At 59.4% G+C, this 25240-nt stretch carries 20 protein-coding genes; 7 read left to right on the forward strand and 13 right to left on the reverse strand.

What is annotated here, in order from left to right; genetic code table 11:
* Nucleotides 1–99: 99 nt before the first annotated feature.
* The 10 genes from nikR to RHM62_RS03765 all read right to left on the reverse strand — a co-directional run bounded on the left by nikR (nucleotide 100) and on the right by RHM62_RS03765 (nucleotide 12420).
* Nucleotides 100–549, reverse strand: coding sequence for a nickel-responsive transcriptional regulator NikR (nikR, locus tag RHM62_RS03720; protein WP_322124228.1), 450 nt, complete (start codon nucleotides 547–549; stop codon nucleotides 100–102).
* A 20-nt stretch (nucleotides 550–569) separates the two neighbouring features.
* Nucleotides 570–971: a DUF2721 domain-containing protein gene (locus tag RHM62_RS03725; RefSeq protein ID WP_322124229.1), complete on the reverse strand. Its 402-nt coding sequence runs from the start codon at nucleotides 969–971 to the stop codon at nucleotides 570–572.
* Nucleotides 968–2188, reverse strand: coding sequence for a THUMP domain-containing class I SAM-dependent RNA methyltransferase (locus RHM62_RS03730; RefSeq protein ID WP_416172286.1), 1221 nt, complete (start codon nucleotides 2186–2188; stop codon nucleotides 968–970). Before RHM62_RS03730 ends, RHM62_RS03725 begins: the two co-directional genes overlap by 4 nt.
* A gap of 63 nt (nucleotides 2189–2251) precedes the next feature.
* Nucleotides 2252–2854, reverse strand: a complete 603-nt coding sequence (locus tag RHM62_RS03735; RefSeq protein WP_322124230.1) for a 2-hydroxychromene-2-carboxylate isomerase — start codon at nucleotides 2852–2854, stop codon at nucleotides 2252–2254.
* 13 nt (nucleotides 2855–2867) lie between these two features.
* Entirely contained in the window at nucleotides 2868–3290 is a 423-nt protein-coding gene (locus RHM62_RS03740; protein ID WP_322124231.1) for a CopD family protein, read from the reverse strand.
* A gap of 36 nt (nucleotides 3291–3326) precedes the next feature.
* Nucleotides 3327–4625 (reverse strand): glutamate-5-semialdehyde dehydrogenase, encoded by a 1299-nt coding sequence (locus RHM62_RS03745; RefSeq protein ID WP_322124232.1) that lies wholly within the window; start codon nucleotides 4623–4625, stop codon nucleotides 3327–3329.
* Nucleotides 4626–4658: 33 nt separating this feature from the next.
* Nucleotides 4659–5678 carry a DNA polymerase III subunit delta gene (holA, locus tag RHM62_RS03750; protein ID WP_322124233.1) on the reverse strand — a complete coding sequence of 340 codons (1020 nt, stop codon included), beginning with the start codon at nucleotides 5676–5678 and terminating at the stop codon, nucleotides 4659–4661.
* Between the two features lie 8 nt (nucleotides 5679–5686).
* On the reverse strand, nucleotides 5687–6193 hold the full coding sequence (gene lptE / locus RHM62_RS03755; RefSeq protein WP_322124234.1) for an LPS assembly lipoprotein LptE: 507 nt from the start codon (nucleotides 6191–6193) through the stop codon (nucleotides 5687–5689).
* Nucleotides 6194–6213: 20 nt separating this feature from the next.
* Nucleotides 6214–8865, reverse strand: coding sequence for a leucine--tRNA ligase (leuS, locus tag RHM62_RS03760; protein ID WP_322124235.1), 2652 nt, complete (start codon nucleotides 8863–8865; stop codon nucleotides 6214–6216).
* 36 nt (nucleotides 8866–8901) lie between these two features.
* Nucleotides 8902–12420: a hypothetical protein gene (locus tag RHM62_RS03765; protein ID WP_322124236.1), complete on the reverse strand. Its 3519-nt coding sequence runs from the start codon at nucleotides 12418–12420 to the stop codon at nucleotides 8902–8904.
* 179 nt (nucleotides 12421–12599) lie between these two features.
* Between RHM62_RS03765 and RHM62_RS03770 the strand changes: the two genes are divergently transcribed.
* Together RHM62_RS03770 and RHM62_RS03775 are read left to right on the forward strand one after the other, a co-directional pair.
* Nucleotides 12600–13571, forward strand: a complete 972-nt coding sequence (locus RHM62_RS03770; RefSeq protein ID WP_322124237.1) for a fatty acid desaturase family protein — start codon at nucleotides 12600–12602, stop codon at nucleotides 13569–13571.
* Nucleotides 13561–14295, forward strand: coding sequence for a hypothetical protein (locus RHM62_RS03775; RefSeq protein ID WP_322124238.1), 735 nt, complete (start codon nucleotides 13561–13563; stop codon nucleotides 14293–14295). Before RHM62_RS03770 ends, RHM62_RS03775 begins: the two co-directional genes overlap by 11 nt.
* Before the next feature lie 9 nt (nucleotides 14296–14304).
* On the opposite strand, the gene RHM62_RS03780 is transcribed toward RHM62_RS03775, so the two are convergent.
* Nucleotides 14305–15246: a LysR family transcriptional regulator gene (locus RHM62_RS03780; RefSeq protein WP_322124239.1), complete on the reverse strand. Its 942-nt coding sequence runs from the start codon at nucleotides 15244–15246 to the stop codon at nucleotides 14305–14307.
* A gap of 132 nt (nucleotides 15247–15378) precedes the next feature.
* Between RHM62_RS03780 and RHM62_RS03785 the strand changes: the two genes are divergently transcribed.
* Nucleotides 15379–16578, forward strand: coding sequence for a urate hydroxylase PuuD (locus RHM62_RS03785; RefSeq protein WP_322124240.1), 1200 nt, complete (start codon nucleotides 15379–15381; stop codon nucleotides 16576–16578).
* Between the two features lie 362 nt (nucleotides 16579–16940).
* Here RHM62_RS03785 and RHM62_RS03790 read toward each other — a convergent pair whose 3' ends face one another.
* Together RHM62_RS03790 and RHM62_RS03795 are read right to left on the reverse strand one after the other, a co-directional pair.
* On the reverse strand, nucleotides 16941–19070 hold the full coding sequence (locus tag RHM62_RS03790) for a hypothetical protein (RefSeq protein ID WP_322124241.1): 2130 nt from the start codon (nucleotides 19068–19070) through the stop codon (nucleotides 16941–16943).
* A gap of 95 nt (nucleotides 19071–19165) precedes the next feature.
* Entirely contained in the window at nucleotides 19166–21718 is a 2553-nt protein-coding gene (locus RHM62_RS03795) for a leucine-rich repeat domain-containing protein (protein WP_322124242.1), read from the reverse strand.
* Nucleotides 21719–22363: 645 nt separating this feature from the next.
* Between RHM62_RS03795 and RHM62_RS03800 the strand changes: the two genes are divergently transcribed.
* The 4 genes from RHM62_RS03800 (at nucleotide 22364) to RHM62_RS03815 (ending at nucleotide 25229) form a co-directional block, all read left to right on the forward strand.
* The gene (locus RHM62_RS03800; RefSeq protein WP_322124243.1) at nucleotides 22364–22813 is read left to right on the forward strand and encodes a MarR family winged helix-turn-helix transcriptional regulator; all 450 of its coding nucleotides are present in this window, start codon (nucleotides 22364–22366) and stop codon (nucleotides 22811–22813) included.
* 120 nt (nucleotides 22814–22933) lie between these two features.
* Nucleotides 22934–23488 (forward strand): diaminobutyrate acetyltransferase, encoded by a 555-nt coding sequence (gene ectA / locus RHM62_RS03805; protein WP_322124244.1) that lies wholly within the window; start codon nucleotides 22934–22936, stop codon nucleotides 23486–23488.
* 47 nt (nucleotides 23489–23535) lie between these two features.
* Nucleotides 23536–24828: a diaminobutyrate--2-oxoglutarate transaminase gene (ectB, locus tag RHM62_RS03810; RefSeq protein ID WP_322124245.1), complete on the forward strand. Its 1293-nt coding sequence runs from the start codon at nucleotides 23536–23538 to the stop codon at nucleotides 24826–24828.
* The gene (locus RHM62_RS03815; RefSeq protein WP_322124246.1) at nucleotides 24825–25229 is read left to right on the forward strand and encodes an ectoine synthase; all 405 of its coding nucleotides are present in this window, start codon (nucleotides 24825–24827) and stop codon (nucleotides 25227–25229) included. The genes ectB and RHM62_RS03815 overlap by 4 nt, the downstream gene beginning before the upstream one ends.
* Nucleotides 25230–25240 lie beyond the last annotated feature (11 nt).

The raw sequence follows: 25240 nt of genomic DNA on the forward strand, positions 1-25240 counted from the left end.
CATCAATAATCCCAGCAGAAAGTAGGGTGCAATAACCGCAGGGCATTGCACCGGATGCTCAGATCACCGTCGCCAATCCCGGTGTCTTGTACCGGTTGATCACGTCCCAGGCAATAAATGCACATGCCGGCTGCGCGACGGCTGCTCGACCTGCACCGGCACGATGTGAATATTCCCGTGACGCACACCACTCTGCGCAACCAGGCTGTCGGCAAACGCACTGACGGCCTTGTACTTGCCGCGCAGGACCAGGGTTTCGAGGCAGTTGTCGTGATCCAGATGGACATGCGTGGTGGTCACGCACAGGTCGTGATGGTCATGCTGGGCAGCAGTCAGCCGGCTGGCCAGATCGCGTTCGTGATGGTTGTAGATGTAACTGACAGTTGCCACGCAATGCAGCGCGGTGTACGTCATCTTGCGTTCGGTTTCGATGTGATGGCGCAGCAGATCGCGGAACGCTTCGGAGCGGTTTTCATAACCGCGCCGTTCGATCAGCTGGTCGAACTGTCCGGCAATCGAGTCATCGAGCGAAATGGTGATGCGGCGCATGGGAGCCTCGTAAAATGCGGTTAGAGATGCCGCTTCAGGTTCTGCTCGATGTCTTCGAGTTCGATCTCGATGGCCTTCGTGCTGATTGCAATTTCCCACAGCGAGAACACCAGTGACAGCACCAGCAGCAGCAAGCTCAGACCGAATACATATTGCGCCGGCAGGATCATGTCGACGAAGACCAGCAGCATCGATACCGAACACAGGATAAAGCTCGTCACGCCAAAGCTCTGCATGCGCCGGATCAGCGTGATGCGGATGCGCAGGTTGGCGATCTGGCGGATCACGACGTCTTCGCGCTTGTCCTTGTACTGGACATGCAGGTGCCGGATCAGCTGCGCGAGCACCACGAAGCGATTGGTATAGGCCAGCAACAGCAACGAGATCGCCGGAAATAATAGCGCCGGCGTGGTCAGGTTCATGCCGCGTCATCCTTCGGCTTGGCTTCTTCGCGGCGGTTGTAGCCCTGGACCATGTCGAAGCGGAACAGCCGGCATTCGAGCGCGCCATTGAAGAACGGCGTCTTGCGCGCTTCCTTCAGGCGCAACAAACGCGGCACCTTCAGGTCAGCCGTAAAGAGGAACACTTTCCAGCCGGGGAAGCGCTGCTTGAGCGTGGTACCGAAGGCATCGAAGAAGGTCTTTGCCGTTTCATCTTCAGGAATCGCAGCGTCACCGCGCAGCTCGATCCGCTCGCCGTACGGCGGGTTGGTCAGCAGGATGCCGGGCACGTCGGACGGTGGCTTGATTTCCTGCGCCTCGATCTGCTTGAGCGGGATCTCGAACGGGATGCCGGCCTGATGCAAATTGGCGCGCGTCATCGCGATCGCATCGCCCGAAATATCGCTGCCGAAAATGGTCGGTTCGGCCGGCAGCGGATTGGCCTTGATGGCGGCCTTAATTGCTTTCCATTCTTCCGACAGGAAGCCGTGGAATTTTTCAAACGCAAAGCTGCGCCGCGCACCGGACGGGATACCGGTCAGCATTTGCGCGGCTTCGGCGAGGATGGTGCCGGAGCCGCACATCGGATCGAACAGCACCATGCCCGGTTTCCAGCCGGCGACGCGCAACAGGCCCGCGGCGAGGTTTTCACGCAGCGGTGCATCGCCGGTATCGAGCCGCCAGCCGCGCTTGAACAAGGCTTCGCCGGAGGTGTCGAGATAAATAGTCACGTTGCGGGCATCGAGGAAACCGACGATGCGCATGTCGGGTTCCTTGGTATCGACCGAGGGCCGCTCATTGAACTGTTCGCGGAAGCGGTCGCAGATCGCATCCTTGATTTTGAGGGTCGTGAATTCGAGACTGCGTAGCGGCGACTTGATCGCCGTGATGTCGATGCGGATCGTGCGATGCACGCTGAACCAGTCTTCCCACGGCTGCGCCAGTGCCAGGTCGTAGACATCGTTTTCATTGAGGTAGCTGGCGTGCGCCATGCGCATCAGCACGCGCGACGCAATGCGCGAATGCAGGTTGACCTGGTACGCATCGATCAGTTCGCCCGAGCAATGCACGCCGCCGGGGACTTGATTGTGGACTTTCAGGGTCGGACTGCGCAGTGAAATCTCGCCGAGTTCTTCGGCCAGTGCAGCTTCCATGCCGCGCGGGCAGGGACAAAAATACGAGTGCGATGCTTGTGCCATAGGGGTACCTGTTATCCGTGGTGAAGGTGTTCGGCACGCCGCCTGGCGTGCCGGTTTGCTGCATTATTTTGTTAGTGCGCGATCGACGAAGTCGAGCCGGTCCTGGCCCCAGTAGCCTTCGCCATCGACGACAAACCACGGCGCGCCGAACACGCCGGCCGCAATCGCCGCGTCGGTGTGGCGCTCGTATTCTGCTTGTACCGAAGGCGTCTCGGACGACTTCAGCAATTGCTTGCCATCGAGGTCCATCAGGCAGGCCAGACCCACCAGCGTGTCGCCATCGGCGATATTTTTTTCATCGACCCAGACTGCCTGCATGATCGCGCCGGTCAGTGCCAGTGCGGTGTCCGTGCCGTGCGCGAGCTGGCAGGCGATGATCAGTTTTGCTGCGGTATCGCTGGGTACCGGAAAGTATTTCGGCTGCAAGTTGAGCGGCAGTTGCAAAAAGCTGCTCCAGCGTTTCAGTTCGGCCAGCCGGTAGGCCTGGCGTTGCGGTGCGCGCTGCGCCAGCGGCAAGCCGCCGGTGACGCTGAAGACCTTGCCGATATCACAGGGCCGCAGCTCGACGCGGGCACCGTGCGCCTTGGCCAGTGCGACAAAGCGCGCATGGCCCAGATAGGCGAACGGGGATTGCGGCGCAAAAAAGTATTCGCAGGTCTTGGGCATGGCAGCTCCGTCTTCAGAAAGGTTTGACGATCACCAGTGCGACGATCACCAGCAACAGCACGACCGGGACTTCATTGAACCAGCGATAGAACACGTGGCCACGCTTGTTGACGCCACGCTCGAATTTTTTCAGCATCGAGCCGCAGGCGTGGTGATAGCCGATCGCCAGAATCACGAACAGCAGCTTGGCATGCATCCAGCCATTGCCCGGTCCCATGCCGATGCGGTAATACATCCACAGCACCAAGCCCAGCACCAGCGCCGGGATCATCAGGATCGTCGTGAAGCGGTACAGCTTGCGCGCCATCATCAGCAAGCGCTCGGTGGTCGCGACATCTTTCACGTCGGCCAGATTGACAAAAATCCGCGGCAGATAGAACAGCCCGGCGAACCAGGAAGTGATGAAGACGATGTGCAGCGTTTTAATCCAGAGCATGGTGTTTCCTTGAGGGTAATTGAGCGCAGGAGTGCGTTATTGCCGTATTTCGCCGTGGCCGAACACCACGTATTTCAATGAGGTCAGTCCTTCCAGCCCGACCGGGCCGCGCGCATGCAGTTTATCGTTCGAGATGCCGATTTCGGCACCCAGTCCGTATTCGAAACCATCGGCAAAACGGGTCGACGCATTGACCATCACCGAGGCCGAATCGACTTCACGCAGGAAGCGCATCGTGCGGCTGTAGTCTTCGGTGACGATGGCATCGGTGTGTTGCGATGAATACGTATTGATGTGGTCGATCGCTTCGTCCAGGCCGGCGACGATCTTGACTGCCAGGATCGGTGCCAGATATTCGGTGCGCCAGTCAGCCTCGGTGGCTTCGGTCAGATGCGGATAACCGGTGCCGGCGAGGATGGCTTGCGCATGCGCGTCGGCCCGCAATTCGACCTGCTGGCCGGCATAGCGTTCAGCCAGCAAGGGCAGCACGTGCGCGGCAATGCCGCTGGCCACCAGCAGAGTTTCCATCGTGTTACAGGTGCCGTAGCGGTGGCACTTGGCATTGAAGGCGATGTCGACCGCTTTGGTCAGGTCGGCCTTGTCGTCAATGTAGACGTGGCAGATGCCATCGAGGTGCTTGATCATCGGCACCGTGGCTTCGCGCATCAGCCGTTCGATCAGGCCCTTGCCGCCGCGCGGCACGATGACGTCGATGTACTCGGGCAGCGTAATCATTGCGCCGACGGCAGCGCGGTCGGTGGTGTCGACGACCTGCACCGCTTCGGCCGGCAAGCCGGCACCGGCCAGTCCTTCGGCGACCAGGATGGCGAGCGCGCGGTTGCAATGGATGGCTTCCGAGCCGCCGCGCAGGATGGTCGCGTTGCCGCTCTTGATACACAGCCCGGCGGCGTCGATGGTGACGTTCGGACGGGCTTCGTAGATGATGCCGATGACGCCCAGCGGCACGCGCATCTGGCCGACCTGGATGCCGCTCGGACGGAATTTCATGTTCGAGATTTCACCGATCGGGTCGGGCAGCGCAGCGACCTGTTCGAGTCCTTCGGCCATGCCGGCGATCGACTTGGGCGACAGCGCGAGGCGGTCCAGCATCGCCGCATCCATGCCGCTGGCGGCAGCGGCCTGCAGGTCGCGCTGGTTGGCGGCGGTCAGCGCAGCGGCTTCGCGCCGGATCGCTGCGGCGATCAGCAGCAGTGCCTGATTGCGCGTGGAGGTCGAGGCTTTGGCCATCGCGCGCGAGGCGCTGCGGGCGTTCTTGCCGAGCGCAATGATGGTGTCGGCGATGCTGGTGGCGATGTTGCTGGTGGTGTTCGTCATGTCAGTTCCCGATGCATTCAATAAGGTGGCGGATCAGCGCGGGCGGGCGACGCCAAGCGCCAGTTGCCGCATCGCGTCCCAGGCATCGCCGGCCAGCGCCGGTGCGCGCAGTCCCTTGACCAGCCGGTCGAGTTGCGCGGCCTGCTGGATGGCAGCTTCCAGCGTGGCCATCGACAGGCGCCGCAAGGCCGGCTCCATCAGTTTTTCGCGCGGGCCCCAGATGCGGTACTGCTTGAGCAACTGGCCGACCGGCTGCCCCTGTTCCATCGCGGTCTTGATCTTGAGTAGCGTGCGGATTTCTTCGGCGACGGCCCACAAGACCAATGGCAGCGCTTCGCCTTCGCCCTGCAAGCCGTCGAGCATGCGCACCAGCCGCGCGACATCGCCGGCCAGCATCGCTTCATTGAGCTTGAAGACATCGTAGCGCGCGACATTGAGCACCGCGTCGTGGACCTGGTCGAAGCTGAGCTGGCCGTCGCCATGCAGCAGGCCGAGCTTCTGGATTTCCTGATGCGCCGCCAGCAGATTGCCTTCGACCCGCCCGGCCATGAAGTCCAGGGCATCGCGTCCGGCGCTCTGCCCTTGCGCAGCCAGCCGCGTGCTGATCCAGCCCGGTAACTGGTTGCGCTCGATAAGCGGGATGTCGATGTACACCGCGCTTTGCTGCAAGGTGCCGACCCAGGCCGCTTTCGCGGTGGCCCAGTCGAGCTTGGGCAAGGTGATCAGCGTGACATTGTCCGGGTTCGGACTGGCTGCGTACTGCTGCAAAGCCTGGCCGCCTTCCTTGCCCGGCTTGCCGGTGGGCAGGCGCAGTTCGATCAGCTTGCGGTCGCCGAACAGCGATTGCTCATTGTTCGCGGCGACCAGTTCGCCCCACTTGAAACTGCGGTCGACCTGCAGCACGTCGCGCTCGGACAACCCTTGCGCGCGCGCGGCCTTGCGGATCTTGTCGGCCGCTTCGAGCGCCAGCAAATGCTCGTCGCTGCTGATGACGTACAACGGCGCCAGCGGCTTGCCGAGGTGGGCATCGAGGGCGTCGGCGCGCAGTTGCATGGTGCGGATCAGTCCTGCTTCAGGGCCGACAGGCGGCGCAGGATTTGCTGGACCAGATCGCTTTGCATGTCACGGTACAGCAAGCCTTCTTCGGCTTCCTTGGCCAGCACCGCGGACTCATTGAAGCTGATGTCGCGCTTGAGGATGATATCGGTCGGTGGCAGCAATTGCTTGCCCGCGTTGTCGCGGACCTTGAAGCGGAACTTGTAATACAGCGTGTACTCGCGCACCCGGCCGGCGCTATTGAGCGACAGGATGACTTTTTCGCGGGTCTCGGACAGCACGTCGAGGGTGGCGTCGGCGACCTTTGAATCGGTGATCACGGTGGTGCCGTAGGCGCGGATATAGCGCCGCAGTTCGGCGCCCAGCGGCGAGGTGTCGGCAAAACCGATCACCATCGTCTTGAATGGCAGCAGCGCGCTGCCGTCCGAGCCGCGCAGCTTGAAGCCGCAGGCCGATAGCGCCAGCAGGGCAGCCGAGGTGGCACTGTAGGTGAGGAAGGTGCGTCGGTTCATGAGCTGCTTGTCCTTCGCGGTCAGACCACGATGTTGATCAGTTTGCCGGGCACGACGATGATTTTTTTCGGCGGCCCTTCGAGGAATTTCTGCACGTGCTCGTTGGCCAGTGCAGCCGCTTCGATGCTGGCCTTGTCCGCGCCTTTGGCGACAGTAATGCTGCCACGTAGCTTGCCATTGACCTGGATCATCATCTCGATATCGGCTTGTTCCAGCGCGACCGGATCGACTTGCGGCCAGGCCGCATCGAGCAGGTCACCATGAACGGCGGCATAACCGAGCTGCTGCCACAACGTGAACGTGATGTGCGGCGCGATCGGATAGAGCACGCGCAGGAAGATCGAAAAGCCTTCGGTGATGACCGCGTCGGACGCCTTCGAGTCATCGAGCCTGGCGGCTTCGAGCGTGTTGAGCATCTTCATGCAGGCCGAGACCACCGTGTTGTACTGGATGCGCTTGATGTCGTGATCGGCCTGCTGCAGGATCTTGTGGACTTCGCGGCGCAAGGTGCGCTGCGGGTCGCCGAGGTCAGCTACGACCAGCTTCAGTGCGGCGGATTTTTCGATGCGGCCGACTTGCGCAAACCCGAACGCCCAGACCCGGCGCAGGAAACGGTTGGCACCTTCGACGCCGGTGCCGGACCATTCCAGCGTTTGCTCCGGTGGCGACGCAAACATCGTGAACAGGCGCGCGGTGTCGGCACCGTAGAGGTCGATCTGCGCTTGCGGATCGATGCCGTTGTTCTTCGACTTCGACATCTTTTCGGTGCCACCGATGTTGACCGCAGCACCATCTGACTTCAGTGTCGCGGCCAGTGGCCGGCCCTTGTCGTCGAGCGTCAGTGCCACGTCTTCCGGATTGAACCAGGTCTTCTTGCCGGCGGCGTCTTCGCGGAAATAGGTTTCGTTGAGCACCATGCCCTGCGTGAGCAGGTTGGTGAAGGGCTCGTCGAATGTGATCAGGCCGAAGTCACGCATGACCTTGGTCCAGAAGCGCGCATACAGCAGGTGCATGACGGCGTGCTCGATGCCGCCGATGTACTGGTCCATCGGCATCCAGTAATCGTTGCGCGCATCGACCATCGATTCGGTGCTGCCCGGCGAGCAATAGCGCATGTAGTACCACGACGAATCGACGAAGGTATCCATCGTGTCGGTTTCGCGCCGCGCCGGTTTGCCGCAGGTCGGGCAATCGACGTGCAGGAATTTTTCATGCTTGTTGAGCGGATTGCCGGTGCCGTCCGGCACGCAATCTTCGGGCAGGACTACCGGCAAATCTTTCTCCGGCACCGGCACTGCGCCGCAGCTGTCGCAATGGATGATCGGGATCGGCGTGCCCCAGTAACGCTGGCGCGAGATGCCCCAGTCGCGCAGCCGGTAGGTGATTTTCTTTTCACCGAGGCCGAGGTCGGCGACGACTTTGGCGACCGCGTCCACCGCTTCGGCAAAGCCCATGCCATCAAAACGGCCGGAGTTGATGCAGCGGCCGTTTTCCTTGTCGGCGTACCAGTCATGCCATTGCATGTCGTTGAAGACCTTGCCCTCGACGGCGATGACCTGCTCGATCGGCAGCACGTATTTCTGGGCGAACGCAAAGTCGCGTTCGTCATGCGCCGGCACGCCCATCACGGCGCCATCGCCGTAGGTCATCAGCACGTAGTTGCCGACCCAGACGTCGATCTGGCGACCGGTGATCGGGTGCGACACGACCAGTCCGGTCGGCATGCCTTTCTTTTCCATCGTCGCCATGTCCGCTTCGATGACGCTGCCGAGCTTGCACTCGGCATTGAAGGCGGCCAGTTCGGGATTGTTGCGGGCGGCAAAAGTTGCCAGCGGATGTTCCGGTGCGACCGCGCAGAACGTCACGCCCTTGATCGTGTCGGGACGGGTCGTGAAGACCCACAGCTTGCCGTCATCGATCAGCGTCTCGCCATCGGCGATCGTGTGCGTGAACGCAAAGCGCACGCCGGTCGACTTGCCGATCCAGTTGGCCTGCATCGTACGCACGCGCTCGGGCCAGCCGGGCAATTTGTTATCGACGTGGTCGAGCAATTCTTCGGCGTAGTCGGTGATGCGGGCGTAGTACATCGGGATTTCGCGCTTTTCGATGAGCGCGCCGGAACGCCAGCCGCGCCCATCGACGACCTGCTCGTTGGCCAGCACGGTCTGGTCGATCGGGTCCCAGTTGACGGTACCGGTCTTCTTGTAGACGATGCCTTTTTCGAGCATCTTCAGGAACATCCACTGGTTCCATTTGTAGTAGTCCGGCTTGCAGGCGGTCATCTCGCGCGACCAGTCGATCGCCAGGCCCATCGCCTGCATCTGCTGTTTCATGTGCGCGATGTTGGCGTAGGTCCATTGCGCCGGCGGCACGTTGTTGGCCATCGCGGCGTTTTCGGCGGGCATGCCGAACGCATCCCAGCCCATCGGCATCAGCACGTTGTAGCCGTTCATGCGCAGGTGGCGATACATCACGTCGTTGATCGTGTAATTGCGCACATGGCCCATGTGCAGCTTGCCCGACGGATAGGGCAGCATCGAGCAGGCGTAGAATTTTTTCTTGTCGTTACCGTGCTGGTCCTGAGCGTGTTCGACGGCCTTGTAGGCGTCGGTCGCTTGCCAGTGGTCCTGTGCTGATTTTTCGATCTCGGCGTGGTTGTATTTGTCTTGCATGACGGGCGCGGCCAATAGGAGGAAAAGGAGCGCTGATTATACTTGGCTCGTCGCGGCCCGCGCCTCCTGATCCGCTATCCGCGCCAGCAGCGCCGCGCGCAATTGGTCCTTCTGCTTCGCCGTATGGATATAACCGGGCCCGCGACGCAGGCGATTGGCCGCAATCTCGGCGTCGAGCGCAGCGTCCAGCGTCTCGCGCGTGACCGCGCCGCTGTCGATCGCCGTACCCAGCACGCGATAGGTAATGAGCGTGGCGTTGCGACCGATGCCGGCAAAACTGAGGATCATCTTGTCGGCCTTGGCCGGGTTGGCCGGTTGCGCCAGCAGGGCGTTGTGCTCGTCGAGCAGTGCGCTGGCACGCTCAATCATGTCTACACGCAGCAGGCGACCTGAAAATCTGAGTCCGGCCTGGGTGATCGGCACCTGGACTTCCTGCGGCGGTGTCGACCAGGTGTCCTCGGCGACCAGTTTGTGGCGCAGGAAATCGCTATCGCCGCCGCCGCCGATGGGATCAAAACTGATCACACGATAACGCCCACCGATCACCCGGCCCTCAGGCTGGCCCAACTGTTCGAGCAGCATCTTGATGACCGGCGTCTCGCGACTGTCTTCGGGTTGGTAATGCGCCTTGCGCGAGACGAACTGGAAGATGCCCTGTCCCGACGCCAGTCCCTGCAACAGGAAATCATCGACGCTGTCGGCGGGCGGCGACTGGCCCGCAGCATAGGCCGCCTCGCTGCGCAACTGCTGCGCAATCTTGTGCGCATGAATCGGGTGCGGCGCCTGGTCCTTTGCGCCGGCTTGCACCATGACGACGTGCGCATTTTCCCGGCAGCGCAAGCCTGAGGCATTTACCGGAACTTCCTTCGGATCAAACGTGGTCGGTTGCAAGCGGGCGCGGATGTCGGCGACGGACTCGGCGGCGCTGTTGAGCGTCGCCCGGGTCCGGTTGAGGCGACGCTGCGCAAACGCCTGCACCGGCAAGCCAGCAATTGACATTGCCGCTTGCCGTCCGATGATGACCCATTGGTGGCGTATATGGCGTATCCGCTGTCCGAGCGGATTTTTCTTGTATTGCACGCGATGGAAGGCCGTGGTCGGCTTCAGGTTGATGCGCAGTTCTTCGATCTCCTGCGGTGCCGGCGCTGCGGCGCTGGTCGACGGTCCGGCGGCGTTCGGGGTCGGATGCTGCAGGGTCAGCCGCAACCCGCGCGGCACCACGTCGACTTTCCCGAGATCGTCCATCAGCCCCTTCAGGGCAAGCTTCACGGCCTCATCATTCGCCTGCAACACGTTGCCTTTCAGGGCCAGCTGCAGGTGGTGCTCGGGTGCCGGTTCCTCCAGCTCGGTCTCTTCCAATAATGGTTGCATATCGCACTGCGGGAACGCCGCGCGGTTACCGGCACTCTGGTGCGCGCCCGGTTGTGCGCCGGCCTGCGACACGGAGATCAGCTTGTAGTCATTCACTTTCTGGGTCGGATAAGCCTTGGTGACTTTCCCGACATTGACCACCACATCCGCCATCGGCACCCCGATGTTGAGTGCAATGCCGATAGCTGCCGAGCCAATATTGGCGTGCGTGTAACGCTCACTTTCCCCCGCGGTCAGCTCTTTCGATAGCCGGATTGCCTCGACCTGTTCTTCGGCACTGCCGCAAAACAGCTGGTGTACGTCCGGATCGGTGATGGCCTCGATGCGCTCGCGCGCGCGGTCCCGGTTGACGCTGTCGGCGCTGGCACCGGGTGCCAGCTTCAAGTCCTGCAGCGCCAGTTCGAGGTGGAACAGGTCCAGCAGGCGATCGCACAAATCCTGCTTTTGCGTTTCGATGGCGCGCTTGCTCTGGTCGGTTTGTCCGGCCCGGCCATGACCGGTGCCGGATGTCTCGCCGTGCCGTAGCGCCAGCAAGCGCTTGTACGATTGCGCGACCTTGCCTTTGAGGAGCCGGCTGGCCGCACCCATGCGGATCTGCATCGGAGTTTTCCAGGCGGCGACGAGCTCCTTGATGGCAAAGTCTTCGCGATGCCTCTCACGAAACTGGTTGTCATGGTCGGTCAATTGCTGCTGGTGCTCTGCCGGAGCGAGCTTGTTCTGCGCGGCGTTGGCGTCGATCGCTTTGGTGTCTTTCAGGTGGCGGGAATAATCGGTCCAGTTGCTGGCCAGGTCCGGGCCTGCGGAAGCCGGCTCTGCGGACGCGATCGTGGTGAGCTTGTCCTGCAATCGCGCGAGGGCGGCTTTGCGAATTTTTTTCCGGCCAGCCGCGCGGGTGAAACGCGGCACCTTGCGTTCTTCCAGATAGTCGGCGTACGCCGCGCCGCGTTGCCGTGTGCTGTCGGTATTTTCGCCACCGAGTACTTCCAGCATCTTGACGAGGGCAACGATGGCGCGCCGGGCTTTTTCTTCGCCATCCCGCGCCGGGCCGGTGCTGAGCTGATAGCCGAGATACATCACCACCGTCAGCGCAGTCGCCGCACCGATCAAGCCACCGGTGACCACCGCATCGATGAACAGCGGCGTCATGATCCCGATCATTGCCGCGGCCAGCACGGCGGCAGTACCCGTGTAGCTGGTCAGCAGATAGCGCAGGTTGCCGATGAATTCGATCTTCGCGCTTTCGGACGAGGCTTTGTAAGCCTCCTTCACCGATAGCTGGTGGCAGATCCGGGCGAAGGCGAGCTCCAGTTGTTGCCGGGTCTCCAGGCGTGCTTTGATCATGCCGCCATCCCGGGCCCGGTCGAGTGCCTGCATCGCGTCATGCATTTCCTGCAGGCTCTTGTTCACCGCTTTCATTTTCAAGGTGCGCATGACGCCCAGCGACGCCTTCAGCATGTTGGGCGCGCGCTTGGCGGCGGGCGCCGCATCGGCTCGGCCGAGCGGCATCACGTCTTCGGTACAGGCATTGCGAAAGCGACGCGGTCCCGAGGCAACCACCGCCGCCGAGGTCCCCGTTTGCGTCAGCAGCCGGGTACCGACCAGCGCCAGCCTGGTCACCGGATCGGGCGCCAGCACGATCGCCACGCTGAGCGCATTGCTGATCGTCGCGCCGACCGTTGCGTGCTGACGATGCAAGCCACCGGTGCCGGCCAGCTTGAAACTCTCCAGTACTGCCTGCGGATCTTTTTCACCGACAGCGTCGAGAAAGGCCTCGATGCCTGCCTGGTAGTAATCGCCCGTCGTTGCCGTTGCCGGCAGCAAGCGCTGGTCCGGATGGATGGTGGCGAGATTTTTCCGCTCGTATTCGAGCGCCTTCATGCGTGACAGCGCGACATGCGACACCGTGGTCACGTTGTGTCCGGCCTGGGCATCGACCCAGCCCTTGCAAATCTCGCGAGCGGCTGTCGGCCAGTCGGCATCGAATTGGCGCGCCGGCGTACCGGGGACGTTGTCGGTGTGGAAGAGCTGGTTGAATCGGGTGCGTATCGCGTTATTGGACGGCGGTGCAGGGTGCTTGCCCGCCTGGCTGCCCGCGGGAGAGGCCGGCGGCGGCGTGCCGGCCGGCGGTGATAGAGGGAGTGGCGCGACGGCCGATGCGGCACCGGTCGGTGAGATTGTAGTCATCTGAATTGTCACTTACGGAAAAACTGGCGGAGGCCAAATCGGCGTTCCATGGGTAACCGGATAGCGGGTGTAGTTCCGTTTGCACAACAACTGAATAAGTTTGTCGATGTCATTTTATAGAAATAATTTATCCGTAAATTGGCGATAAATTATTTTTGAATTAATGATTGGAGCTGCCGATGTCAACCTGTCCCTCCCTTGTCCCTTCCGGAAAAATACGCCTCCAGCGTGACCTCCTGAAAGCGCTGGCCAGACCCGCGCCGGGTCGGTTACTGCTGCAAACTTGCCTCGAATGGGTCTGCATCATTGCGCTGATGGTGCTGGCCAGCCGGACGTCGTATCCGCTAGTCAGCCTGGTCTGCATGCTGCTGATCGCGACCCGCCAGCATGCGCTGCTGGCCCTGATGCACGAGTACGCACACCACCAGCTCAGCCGCAAGCACGGCTGGTTCAATGACCTGATCGGTGATGTCTTCACCGCGTTCCCGTTCTTCATTACGGTCCATGGCTTTCGCCGCAATCACCTGCTGCATCACAAGCATGCATGGACCGAACACGATCCGAACTATGTCGCGTCATCGAAAAAACGGCGCTACCAGTTCCCCAAAACCCGTGCGCAAGTCTGGCTTGAAATCGTTAAGCACAGTATCGGCTGGTACACGCTGCAAGACCTGAAGAACTACACGGTCGACGCCGGCATGGCCATCGGCCTGCCGCGCAGTACCGCGATCGGCCGCTTCGTGTTTGCGCTGTTGCTGTTTGCGGCGGTCGCGTATTTCGACCTGTGGCGGCCGGTGCTGCTGTACTGGCTCGTGCCGCTGGCGACCTTCTTGATGGGCATCCTGTATGTGCGCGATCTGGGCGAGCATTTCGGCTTGCCGGGTGCCGGTTTCGACAGTGCCCGCACGATGCTGGTCGGCTGGCCGGAGCGCTTGCTGATTGCGCAGAACGGGGTCAATTTTCATGCGGATCACCATCTGTTTCCGTCGGTGCCGTTCTTCCGGCTGGGGCGCTTGCATCGTGCGTTGATGCTCGACCCGGACTTCCGCGCGCAGGCCGTGGTTACGCGTGGTTACCTGACCGGCCTGATCGATGAAATCTCGGCCCGCCGTACGCTGGCCAGTCCGCGCGGAGTTGATCATGTTTGCTGACCTGTTGCGCCGCGTTCGCGCCAGTCGATGGCAAACGCGTTATCTGACGCTCGATGACATCCCCGCGTTGCTGGCGCTGGAATATGACAAGTGGGAACCGAACCAGGCCGCTTCCGAAGACATGCTGCGCCAGCGTATCAACGCCTACCCGCAACTGTGCATCGGCAGCTTCTGCCCGCAGACCGGCAGGGCGCTGGCGTCGCTGTTCATGCGACCGGTCAATCCGGCGATTTTTACCGGTCCGACGCGCTGGGAACTGACCGCCAACCTGCCCGGTGACAGCGCGCCGCACCGGCACACGCGCAGCCTGTTCGGCATCAGCCTGAGCAGCAACAACGCGGCGGCGACCGACGCGATCTTCCGGTTCTTTTATCCGCGAGCATTGAAGGCTGGCTGGCGTGATGTCTACCTGGGGTCGCCGATGCCGGGATTCCGCCGCGCCCGCGAGCTGGAGCCGGATCTGTCGGCCTGGGAGTACGTCCACCGCAACAAGAAATTCCATGCCGGCGAACCGGCCGATCCGCAACTGTCGTACTACTACGGCAAGGGTTTCCGGCAGATCGTCTCGATCCAGCAAGACTACTTTCCGCATCCGCCGTCGCTGGATTTTGGCGTGATCCTGCGCCGCGTGATTCCGTTGTCGCAGCCGGCCAGGTTGTGGCGGCTCACACCATTTCCGGTGATCGCGTCGATGTCGGCGATGCTGTTCGAGCTGGTGCGGTGACGGGCTGGCTTAGCGCGGCGTCAGCGACTTTGCCGCCGCGCTGATCAGGTCACGCAGCCACTTGTGTTCATTGGACTGGTGCACCCGGTCATGCCAGAGCTGGTAGTAGCGCATCTTCGGAAACTTCACCGGTACCGTGAAGCGCTTCAGCGGCAAGGTCTTTTCATAGAAGCGCAAGAACTGCTCGCCGGTGGTCAGCACCAGGTCCGTCTGCGTCAGCATGTACGGAATCAGCCCGAAGAATGCCGATTGCACGGTGACGTTGCGCTTCATGTTTTGCTTGGCCAGATACCCTTCGATGACGCCGTTGTAGCCGGCCAGTGTTTGCGCCGGGGCGACGTGCGGCAGGCTCAGGTAATCCTCGACCGTCATCTCGTCCGGACCGGTGCGCTTGGCATACGCGCATTCGCTGTGCATGAAGCAGGCGATGGTGTCCTCGAACAGTTTCGACAGGTGCAAATGCGCCGGCGGCTCGCCCCAGTTGGCAATGACCAGATCCAGATCGCCATCCGACAGCAGGCGGATGTAATCGATCTCCGGACCGAGGCCGTGGATTACCAGTTTGCTCTTCGGTGATTCGCGTCGCAGGCTAGAGACCACATTCGGCAGGAACTGGCTGTCCAGATAATCGGGTGCGGCGATGTGGAAGGTACGGCCCTCGTCTTGTGCCACGAACGGCACCTTGCGCACGAACAGGCGTTCGGTTTCAACCAGGATGCGCTTGGCCGGTTTCAGCAGGCTTTCACCATGCTGCGTCGGCACCATGCCGCGTGCGCCGCGTACCAGTAGCGGATCACCGGTGAGTTCGCGCAACTTGCGCAGCGAGGCCGAAATCGACGGTTGCGGCTGGTTCAGCTTGAGCGCCACGCGCGAGACACTTTTCTCGGACAACAGCATGTACAGGATGCGGATCAGGTGGATATCGAGATGATCGGGAAGTACGCCGGACATGGAATGCCTCATATGACAATGGATATGTGAAATATACGGGATGTGGCATGAGTTGGGCAGCCTTTGCGCTTATCGTCAACGAGTCAGTCATCGTCGCGCGCGGGCGCACTACCGACTATTCCAAGAGGACTCATGGACGCATTTTTACTTACGTATGGCATCGACTGGCTCAACTTGCTGGTGCGCTGGCTGCATCTGGTTACCGGCATTGCGTGGATAGGCGCGTCGTTCTACTTCGTCTGGCTCGACAATTCGATCCGTCCGCCACTGCCCGGTTCGGAGCTGGCCAAACGCGGTGTCTCCGGTGAATTGTGGGCGGTGCATGGCGGCGGCTTTTACAACCCGCAAAAATATCTGGTGGCACCGGCGACCCTGCCGCCGACCTTGCACTGGTTCAAGTGGGAAGCCTACTGGACCTGGATCTCGGGATTCGCGCTGCTGACCATCGTCTATTACTTCAATGCGTCGGCGATGATGATAGACCGCTCGGTGGCCGACCTCGCGGTCTGGCAGGCGATTGCGATTGGTCTCGGCACCTTGCTGGCCGGCTGGACAGTCTATGACTTGCTGTGCCGTTCGCCACTGGGCAAGCGCGATGGCTTGCTGGGCATTGTCCTGTACGTGCTCATCGTGGTTGCCGCTTACGTGCTATCGACGCTCCTCAGCGGACGTGCCGCCTACATCCATGTCGGCGCAATGCTGGGTACCATCATGGTCGGCAACGTGCTGATGGTGATCATGCCGGGCCAGCGCAAGATGGTCGCGGCGATGCAGGCCGGACAAGTGCCCGAGGCCATCCACGGTCAGCGCGCCAAGCAGCGCAGCGTGCACAACAATTACTTCACGCTGCCGGTGCTATTCATCATGATCAGCAATCACTACGCAATGACCTACAGCCATGCCTACAACTGGCTGGTGCTGGCGGCGATAATGGCGGCCGGCGTGCTGATCCGGCATTTTTTTAATCTGCGCCACAAGGGTCGTATTGTCTGGGGCTATCCGGTTGCCGGCGTGGCTATCCTGCTGGCCGTGGCCATCGCGATTGCGCCTAAGCCGGTCGCGCGTACCGGAGCGGTGGTTGACTTCAAGCAGGTGCAAGCCATCATCGATCAGCGCTGCGTCGCGTGCCATGCGGCACAGCCAACCCAGCCGGGTTTCGCGGCTGCGCCGCTCGGTGTACAGCTACACACGGCAGCACTGATCCATCAGCATGCGGCAGGGATCTACCAGCAAGTCGTGCAACTCAAGGCGATGCCGATCGGGAACCTGACCGGGATTACCGACGACGAGCGGGCCTTGATCGGGAAGTGGTACGCCGCCGGTGCGCCCTAAGCGGTCGCGTCATAGGTCGTAGGGTGCAATAACCGCAGGGCATTGCACCAAATGCACCGTTTGCGGTTGATGAAACTGCCTGTGCTCCACCCCCGGCTTGGTCGTGGCGGAGTACATGCAATTTCATCAACCGCCAGTGGTTCATTCGGTGCAATGCCCTTCGGTTATTGCACCCTACGATACTGATTTCAGAGCCTGCTAACCGGGACAGTAACTGCCGACGCGCGACGCATCGCTCTCTGTAACCCGCATTCCGTAATTCGTAATCCGGTCCTGATTTTCCGGCGATGTTCTGATCGCTGGTTCAGTTATGACGGGATGCAGAATGCAGGGATCGATGAGGCGCTTCAAATGGTTATGATTTACCCGATTTTTTTCGATATCCATGATTTAACTGAGTTGATAAAACCGGGTTGCTTTGCTCTTCGTGCCGCAACCTCAGCCTGTGCACTAGCAATAGCCTCGTCGGTCCAAACACCACCACGCTTGATTAGCGTTTCTTGAACGTCGCGGTCTATTGCTTCATTTTCTTTTTTTTGCTTTTTAAGTTGGCTATCAGTGTGTTCGCGTTCTTTATCGTTCCTAAGTCCGACAATGCGTTGAAAGTGGCTGCCTTGCCGGAGAATCACGCGATATTTCACGGGTGACAATCCTTTCGGATCAAATTCCGGATCGAAACAATTTTCGAGTCTGGCAATGACCTGCTCTCGTATCTGGTCGGGAGTAGTTCCTAATAAATCGATCTTTTCCACAGAAGTTTTGCCCTCGCTCGGATAGGTCTTGATGTAAGGGTTTTCTGCGACTGCGTCCACAACAATAACCGTTACACCCTCATTCCCCTTTACTTTAGGCCACTGCGCGATTTCATCGTCTCCAGCATAGACACCGGGTCGTCGCTGAAAATCGGCGTACCTTTCATTGCTTACCATTTTGTCTTCAGGTATTTCAAACCATGTCTGCTTGCTGCGATCCAACTCGTGAATAATTTGGCTGCAGTTGTACTCCAGCCTTTTGGGCGTATTGTCAGGTTCATTTTTCCGTACATCCGCAACCTTGTTTCGAACAGCAACTACTTCGTCGTAGGGTAGCTGGCAGAAACCATTATGGAGATCACCTTCCAATGCATGAAACAAACAATTGCCATCACCCGGCGTGTCTTGCAACTGAAACAAGTTTTCAAGTGCAGCTGCAACAACTTCTTTTGATGCCGCTAGAGCAGTTGGCGCTGTTGCCGGTCTGGCTTCATCAACTGGCGTTATCCAGTGCGATACCGACGGATTAACAGGTTCGCTTGCCGCACTACGGCTTTGTCGACCAACGTCAGAGTCCTTCAGCTGAGTTTTACGTTCCAAATCCTCCTTCAATGTCGATGCCAACTCACGGACCTGTTCTTCCGAGTGCACAAATTGTGGGCCACGGGCAGCGCGACCCTCCATGATTAATTTTTCCAGCGCCGCTTCGAGTTCTTCGGGATTGTTGATCGGCCCATTTTCAATGCGGTCGTACATTTCACGATAAGCGATTAATGTCGCATTTCGCCCGATACCGGCATGGCTGACGACCATCGTGCATTTGTGCTCTGGGCCTGCCTGCTTGTGTAATTCGTCCATCAACTCGCTTGCCTGGCGAATGTCTGTTGCGGCCACCACCTTGTTGTCGAATGCAACTTGCGCTTGGGTCAGGATAATGCGAACCCGGGGGTGTGGATTGCCAACGCCTTTGGTATCTTCGACCTCAAGGGCATAGTGTTTATCGCTGTGCTCGACAGAGCCGTCCGAATAGGTGGTTTCCAATGGACCAAAATTTTTCAGCGTGTAGCGCCTTCCTATGAGCAGGTCTTTTCCTCCGGGTTGGTTAATTTTTTCAGTCAGCTGACCAATAATTGACCGCTTGCTGATGTAGCCGGCTTCCCCGGTTTTCGAAGGCGAGACAAACTGGAATATGCCCAACCCGGATTCAAGGGCTTTCGCCAGAAATTTCTCACAGGCGAAAAATCCGTCGACGGCACCTTTTTCAGGAATGGGAGATTGCGCTGCGATATACATGTGGGAGTCGTCACCGGGTGTCGATGGCGTGAAATGCAATGTGGTGGCATGCAGGTTGCGGTGTATCGGTATCGCGGAATCTCGCCACGGATCGTCGATCGTCACCATGTCCTTGCTCGGGCAGCGGACATTGGTCGCATTGTGCTCGACGTCGTTCCTGCCTGCATACGCTCCGTCCCGGGCCATTTTTTTCGCCAGTGCCCTGGTAAATGTATCCAGGTTATTTAGCAATCTTGTCCAGTTGCCCGAAATGACATTTCGCCTTCGTGGGCTGGCGCTGCGAAGGCGCGATTCCTGCGGATTTACACGTTGACGGCGTGGTTCTCGTGACGATGAAGCGTGCGCGGCGACAACTGGTTCAGCGCGTCCGTAAGCTGCTTCTGCCGTTGTCTGGTTTGCCGAAAAGCGTGACGACGTGAGACCGATTGAGGGTAGGGGATTAGTCATGGCGATGTTCGATTCATCTCAGGGTTATTATTTTGTCGGAATACACGGAAGCAGGCAGGCAGGCATTGCATTGCGGGATGCCGGATCGTGCAAGGTCAAAGCACCATCCCCGCCGGAAAGATCCGCTCGGTTTCTGCGGACACCAGATCGGCGTCTATTCCTCGCAGCAGGACCAGTTCGAGATGTGTCTTCTGCTGGAACATTTCGCGTTTGATCGCACTGGTTTCCGCGTCGAGCAGGTCTTGTTGCTGTCTCCGCCGTGCCGCCTGGCGCGCTGCCTGGCGGGATTCCAGTTCACGCAGCAGCGGTGTTTTCATTTCGGCAATTTGTTCCGCAGAAAATGCACCATTTTTCCCACTCACCTGCACGCTGATTTCGGCCAACCGCGCCAGTGTCGCGTCGAGATCCGCGACACCACGGACCACGTCATCCCGGATACCTTCCTGGATCTGACGGTATGCGCGCAAAAGGAGATTGCGTCCCGTTCCGCCGGTCGACACCATCACAGGCAATTCACCACGACGATCAGAATCGGCAATGTGGTCCAGATGCTGTTCGAAAAGCACATTGGCACGTTCGATCTGTCTGCTGCGTAATATTTTGTCGGTAAATTTCAAGCCGATTTGCGTCAGTGGAACGACTTTTTGCGCTTCCGTGTGTGTGTTACGCACGGTCATTTGCACGAGCAGATGATCGTTGGTCTCAGGTGCGTCAGCCTCGTTGATCGAAGTAACGGAATCGACTTGATAGCGATTGCCAAATTGCAAGTTGCCACTGGCGAATTCGGGAAGGTTGCGGAGTATTGCGATGATCGCTTTTAGCTCGCCTGTGTGGGACTGCTGCCGACGCGATACAAATTCAACAATTCCTTGGCCGGATTCAAGACCTTTCAGCACCAGGCGCTCAAGTGCAGCAAAATCTCGTGGTAAGGGAGCGAGGTCTTCCAGCAGCGCATCCGCAGATAAGTCCATTGCTTGTGCGGGCCCGGTTGGTGTGGGGGACTGTGCTCCGAACGCCTCGTTCACGTCTCCTGCCATTGCCTCGAATTCATCATTCACGGCGCCTGCCAGTTGGCGCATTTCGTCGCGTAGCTGTTCCACGGAAATTGCTGCCGTCACTGAAAAGTCGACCGAGTTAGGAATGTCGATGACGCGCTGGATGACGCCGGTGGCGCAAATGTTGGCGTTGATGTCACTTAACCGGTTCTGCATAGCCTCGAGCAGATTCTGTCGAAGCGGCTGTTCGTCGGTTTGCGTGATGTACGTCCACATCAAGGCCATGGCGGAGGCACCACTGGCGTTGAAGTTATTCAACATAGCGGTCCTGTTCATGACTTGTTCCAGGCCGCGCAAGGCAGCAGCCGGCGCACGCGTTGCGCGCAAATGTGCAGCGATGCCAGCTTGGGTCTGTGCTTCTGACAGCGGCGCGGGTACGCGTTGTCTGATGCGCTCAAGCGTGTTTGTACCGGCGATCAGGACAACGTTCGCGTGCACATTCTGGCCATCTAACGTGCGCATCTGGTTACCTACATTTGCCGCGTCATCGTTGACGACCGTTTTCACAGGCAGGTTCGTCCTGTTTGACCACTCGGTTATTCTCTCGCGCTCAAGGTGACCACCGAAGAGCTCGAAACGGGCTGTATCGTCCGGCATGTCATGGACGAGGCGATAGCTGATCACCGGAATCAGGTCATGGTTATGTTCGAGTGCTGTTTCCAATGCCATTAACAGACAATCTTTCCGGGTCAGGCGGCGGCTGCCGAGCGTCACTTGCTGCATCTCTGTATCGAGTCGTGAAGTAAGGTGCGATGCTGCTTCCAGGAGCAACTGGATACGGCGTTCGGGTTCTCTGGTAAAGATCGGGTCGACGGTGTTGTCAGCCGGATCACGCTGTGACAGTGTCTTCAGTTCGCTGGACAGGTAGACGCAGGGCAGCGGGCGGTTGTTCGCGGTGCCTTCTATGAGGAGCGCCTTGTCCTCCGGGGCGAGGTACGCATTCTGCGCATGCACCAGTGTTGTCGGCCCCAGTCCATTCAGGTCGGCATGCGTCAGGCGTATCGGATTGCGTTCCAGATTCAGTTCCAGTAATGCTGTCATGGTGGCAAAGTGCCCGTCGGCACGGACAATCCGGTTGTTGCACAGTCGTAATTCACGCAATGCGGTCAGGCGTTGCATGTCACGAGGAAGTTCTTCCAGCTGGTTGCCGTCCAGATTCAATCGTTGTAGGCCGTGAAGTTTCGTGACACAGGCCGATAGCGTGATGAGCGCATTTTTCCGGGCATCGAGATGGGTCAGACCAGTGAGCTTGCCGACACTGTCGGGCAGATTCGTCAGCGCGTTGTCACCAAGGTCGAGTTGTTCGATAAACCGGAGTTGTCCGAAGCAGTCGGGCAGACTCGTCAGCTTCAGCCCTGACCAGTTCAGCGCATGTCCGCCGCGTTCCATCAGGTCGTTGAGGCGTTGCATCGCCTCATCTGTTTCGCCGTGGGCCTGCTCGCGCCAGGCTTGCAGGACCAGGCGTGTTTGCCGGTGCATCTGGTGCGAGTTGTCCTGGTGGTTCGCAGGGACAGCGGCGGCAGGATGACGGCTAGCGGACGCAACCGCGTCCATGGCTGGCGGGAGTGGCAACATTGGTGCAGCGGCATCCATGGCCGGCGGTGTTTCAGCTCTGGCGCGTGGAGGGGCAACATGTGCCGGGGGCGGCTCGTAGCGGCCAAGACAATTTCCCACGGTGCAAGTCCTTTCAGTTTGGGTTCAGCGCTCTTTGCGCTCCCATTCGTGTCGGCCAGTACCTGTCGGTTCCATTGTCGGCTCATCGTTGAAGAGCAACTACCCCCGCTCGACTCCCCCGGAGAAGAATCCGATTTTCACGGGTGTGCTGCAGCATGTGCGCTTCAAATAAGCCTGCCGTCAGTGCGGGTGCCACGCGCTGACTGAGCACGGTCACACCTTGTTGCGGCTGATGGGGGCGGGTTGAATAGCGCGCTGACGTTGATGTAGCGGCCTGTGCTCCGCCCCGGCTTGGTCATGACGAAGTACATGCAATTTCATCAACCGCAAGCGGAGCATTCGGTGCAATGCCCTGCGGTTATTGCACCCTACGATACTGCCTAAGCCGTCAAAACACGATTTAATAAATTCAGTACGAATCATTCGATATACATCGATTCTGGTTGACATAAAAATTTAAGGGCGTACATTGAGCGCATCGAAAGAAACGCAGCCGGCAAAAACGAAGTGATTTCCGGCAGCGCCATAAAAAAACAAGATCAGGAAAACAATCGGGTGGATGTCATGAGCGATGCGTCAAGGTTTGTTGCCAAAAATGATTCCCTCCGGATTTTGCAAAGCACGCGCCGCATCGCACAGCGCGTTGAGCAACATTCCAAGCATCTCAATGTGACTTTCGACATTACGTCGCCGCAATTGATCGCATTGCTCGCCATTGCGCAACTCGGGCCGAGCACCCTGAAATCGATAGGCCTGGCGATTCATTTGAGCCCGAGCACTGTGGTGGGCATCGTTGACCGGCTGGAAGAAAAAAAACTGGTCATCCGGACCCGCGATGCACATGACCGCCGCAACGTTTTTGTTGCCTTGACTGCCGATGGACAGCTGCTTGCTGACGATGCGCCGTCGGCCATGCCACCCGGCTTTGTCAGCGCGCTGCATGCGATGCCCGAAGAAGACCGGCAGGCGCTGGTGGCGATGCTGGAGAAATTCGCAGCATTGCTCGAAGTGTGACGTCGCCATTAAGGTGAATGCGCATCCAACCGTTAGCACGGTTGAAAAAGTACTGATCTTTGCCCTGTTACGACGGTCGAAATTTTCCGCCAAATGTGTTTTCCGAAGAAAGGACGACCCATGAATGAAAAAATTACTGAACAAGAGCAAGACAAGAAGCAAGACAAGAAGCAAGACAAGCCCCTGGCAGCTATCCGCCTGGTACGCAAAAGCGATGGCGCGGCACTGCACGACTTGATTGCTGCCTGCCCGCCGCTGGACCTCAATTCCCGCTACGCCTACCTGCTGCTTTGCCATCACCACGCACAGACCAGCGTCGTCGCGGAACAGGATGGCGTTATCGTCGGTGCCGTGACTGCCTACCTGCCGCCGGCCCAGCCGGATACTTTATTTGTGTGGCAAGTCGCCGTCGCCCCGGTAAGCCGTGGCCAGCGACTCGGCAAGCGCATGCTCGAGCATCTGCTGCAAGCCGTGCGACTCCGTCATCTGACGCGCTGGATTGAAACCACCATCAGTCCCGACAACGCGCCGTCCCACCAGTTATTTACCAGCTTCGCATCGCAGCACGATGCGGGCTGCGCAATAACCACTTTGTTTGCCGCCGGAGACTTCGGTGAAAGTGGTCACGAAGAAGAGCGTCTCTACAAGATCGGCCCCCTGGACCGCAAAGACTGACTCAACGACGTTCTTCACCATCCATCCCATCCGTAAGGAGAAGCCTGATGCGTATATTCAACCGACTGGAATCAGAGGTTCGTGGTTACATCCGTTCCTTTCCAACTATTTTCACCAAAGCCCAGAATGCAGTTCTGACCGACGAGAGCGGTCGGGAGTACATCGACTTTCTTGCCGGCGCCGGTAGCCTGAACTACGGCCACAATAATCCGGTCATCAAGAAAGCCCTGATCGATTACCTGGCCACCGACGGCGTCGTGCACGGCCTCGACATGGCGACTACCGCCAAGAAACAATTCCTGCACACCTTCGAAGACCGCATCCTCAAGCCGCGCAAGATGCAGTACAAATTACAGTTCACCGGCCCGACCGGCACGAACGCCGTGGAAGCTGCCATCAAGCTGGCCCGCAACGTGACCAAGCGTCAGAACGTGATTTCATTTACCAACGGGTTTCATGGCGTCAGCCTGGGCTCGTTGTCACTGACGGGTAACCAGAAATACCGCGAAGCATCCGGCGTTACCTTATCCAATGTGCACCACGCACCGTACGCCGGCTACTTCGGACCGGAGGTCGACACGATTGCCATGCTCGACAAGCTCATTGCCGATCCGAGTAGCGGCGTCGATCATCCTGCCGCCGTCATTGTCGAATCCGTGCAAGGCGAGGGCGGCTTGAATGTCGCCGGGCTGAACTGGCTCAAAAAGCTGGAAAAACTCTGCCGCCGCCACGACATCCTGCTCATCGTCGATGATATCCAGGCCGGTTGCGGTCGTACCGGTACCTTCTTCAGCTTCGAGCCGGCTGGTATTTCTCCGGACATCATCACGCTCTCGAAATCCTTGTCCGGCTATGGCCTGCCGTTTTCGATGGTGCTGATCAAGCCCGAATTTGACATCTGGAAGCCCGGTCAGCACAACGGTACCTTCCGCGGCAACAACATGGCGTTTGTCACTGCCACCGCCGCACTCGATCACTACTGGAGCGACAGCAAATTCCAGACTTCGATCGAAAAGAAAAGCCAGACCATGACGGCTTACCTCGACAAGCTGGTCAAGAATTATCCGGCAGCTGAAATGACCCGTCGCGGTCGCGGCCTGATGCAGGGACTGGCCTTCAAGGATCCCGAACTGGCTGACCGCATCACCACGCTGGCCTTCCAGAATGGCCTGATCATCGAGACCTCCGGTGGCAATAGCGAAGTCATCAAGTTCCTGGTGCCACTGACGATCGAGCCGGAGACACTGCTGGCAGGTCTGGATATTCTCGAGCAAGCGATGGCCGACACCGTCAACCAGCTCAGTACCACCGATGCCGAAGAAAGCCAGGTGACCGCATGATCGTCCGCCGCCTGCAAGACATCCTCCATACCGAGCGCGATATCGTCACCGACACCTGGGCCAGCCGCCGTCTGCTGCTGCGCGAAGACGGGATGGGATTCTCGATGCACGAGACCACCATTTTCGCCGGCACCCAGACCCACATCTGGTACAAAAATCACTTCGAGGCTGTGTACTGCGTCGAAGGCTCGGGTGAAGTCGAGCTGATTCCTTCCGGAGAAATTTTCCGGATCGAGCCCGGCACGATGTACGCACTCAACAAGAATGACCAGCATTGGCTGCGTGCCGATGCCGGTGGCGACATGCGTGTCGTCTGTTCCTTCAATCCCCCATTAGTCGGTACGGAAGTCCACGATGCCGACGGCGTGTATGCCGTCGCTGCGGAAACCGCCGCCCGATAAGAGAAAGGATT

The organism is Actimicrobium sp. CCC2.4, assembly GCF_034347385.1.
GTDB lineage: Bacteria > Pseudomonadota > Gammaproteobacteria > Burkholderiales > Burkholderiaceae_D > Actimicrobium.

Bases quoted from the DNA above. Each gene is read 5' to 3' on its own strand.
- nikR (WP_322124228.1), bottom strand. From the start codon at position 549: ATGCGCCGCATCACCATTTCGCTCGATGACTCGATTGCCGGACAGTTC.
- RHM62_RS03725 (WP_322124229.1), bottom strand. From the start codon at position 971: ATGAACCTGACCACGCCGGCGCTATTATTTCCGGCGATCTCGTTGCTG.
- RHM62_RS03730 (WP_416172286.1), bottom strand. From the start codon at position 2,188: ATGGCACAAGCATCGCACTCGTATTTTTGTCCCTGCCCGCGCGGCATG.
- RHM62_RS03735 (WP_322124230.1), bottom strand. From the start codon at position 2,854: ATGCCCAAGACCTGCGAATACTTTTTTGCGCCGCAATCCCCGTTCGCC.
- RHM62_RS03740 (WP_322124231.1), bottom strand. From the start codon at position 3,290: ATGCTCTGGATTAAAACGCTGCACATCGTCTTCATCACTTCCTGGTTC.
- RHM62_RS03745 (WP_322124232.1), bottom strand. From the start codon at position 4,625: ATGACGAACACCACCAGCAACATCGCCACCAGCATCGCCGACACCATC.
- holA (WP_322124233.1), bottom strand. From the start codon at position 5,678: ATGCAACTGCGCGCCGACGCCCTCGATGCCCACCTCGGCAAGCCGCTG.
- lptE (WP_322124234.1), bottom strand. From the start codon at position 6,193: ATGAACCGACGCACCTTCCTCACCTACAGTGCCACCTCGGCTGCCCTG.
- leuS (WP_322124235.1), bottom strand. From the start codon at position 8,865: ATGCAAGACAAATACAACCACGCCGAGATCGAAAAATCAGCACAGGAC.
- RHM62_RS03765 (WP_322124236.1), bottom strand. From the start codon at position 12,420: ATGACTACAATCTCACCGACCGGTGCCGCATCGGCCGTCGCGCCACTC.
- RHM62_RS03770 (WP_322124237.1), top strand. From the start codon at position 12,600: ATGTCAACCTGTCCCTCCCTTGTCCCTTCCGGAAAAATACGCCTCCAG.
- RHM62_RS03775 (WP_322124238.1), top strand. From the start codon at position 13,561: ATGTTTGCTGACCTGTTGCGCCGCGTTCGCGCCAGTCGATGGCAAACG.
- RHM62_RS03780 (WP_322124239.1), bottom strand. From the start codon at position 15,246: ATGTCCGGCGTACTTCCCGATCATCTCGATATCCACCTGATCCGCATC.
- RHM62_RS03785 (WP_322124240.1), top strand. From the start codon at position 15,379: ATGGACGCATTTTTACTTACGTATGGCATCGACTGGCTCAACTTGCTG.
- RHM62_RS03790 (WP_322124241.1), bottom strand. From the start codon at position 19,070: ATGACTAATCCCCTACCCTCAATCGGTCTCACGTCGTCACGCTTTTCG.
- RHM62_RS03795 (WP_322124242.1), bottom strand. From the start codon at position 21,718: ATGGATGCCGCTGCACCAATGTTGCCACTCCCGCCAGCCATGGACGCG.
- RHM62_RS03800 (WP_322124243.1), top strand. From the start codon at position 22,364: ATGAGCGATGCGTCAAGGTTTGTTGCCAAAAATGATTCCCTCCGGATT.
- ectA (WP_322124244.1), top strand. From the start codon at position 22,934: ATGAATGAAAAAATTACTGAACAAGAGCAAGACAAGAAGCAAGACAAG.
- ectB (WP_322124245.1), top strand. From the start codon at position 23,536: ATGCGTATATTCAACCGACTGGAATCAGAGGTTCGTGGTTACATCCGT.
- RHM62_RS03815 (WP_322124246.1), top strand. From the start codon at position 24,825: ATGATCGTCCGCCGCCTGCAAGACATCCTCCATACCGAGCGCGATATC.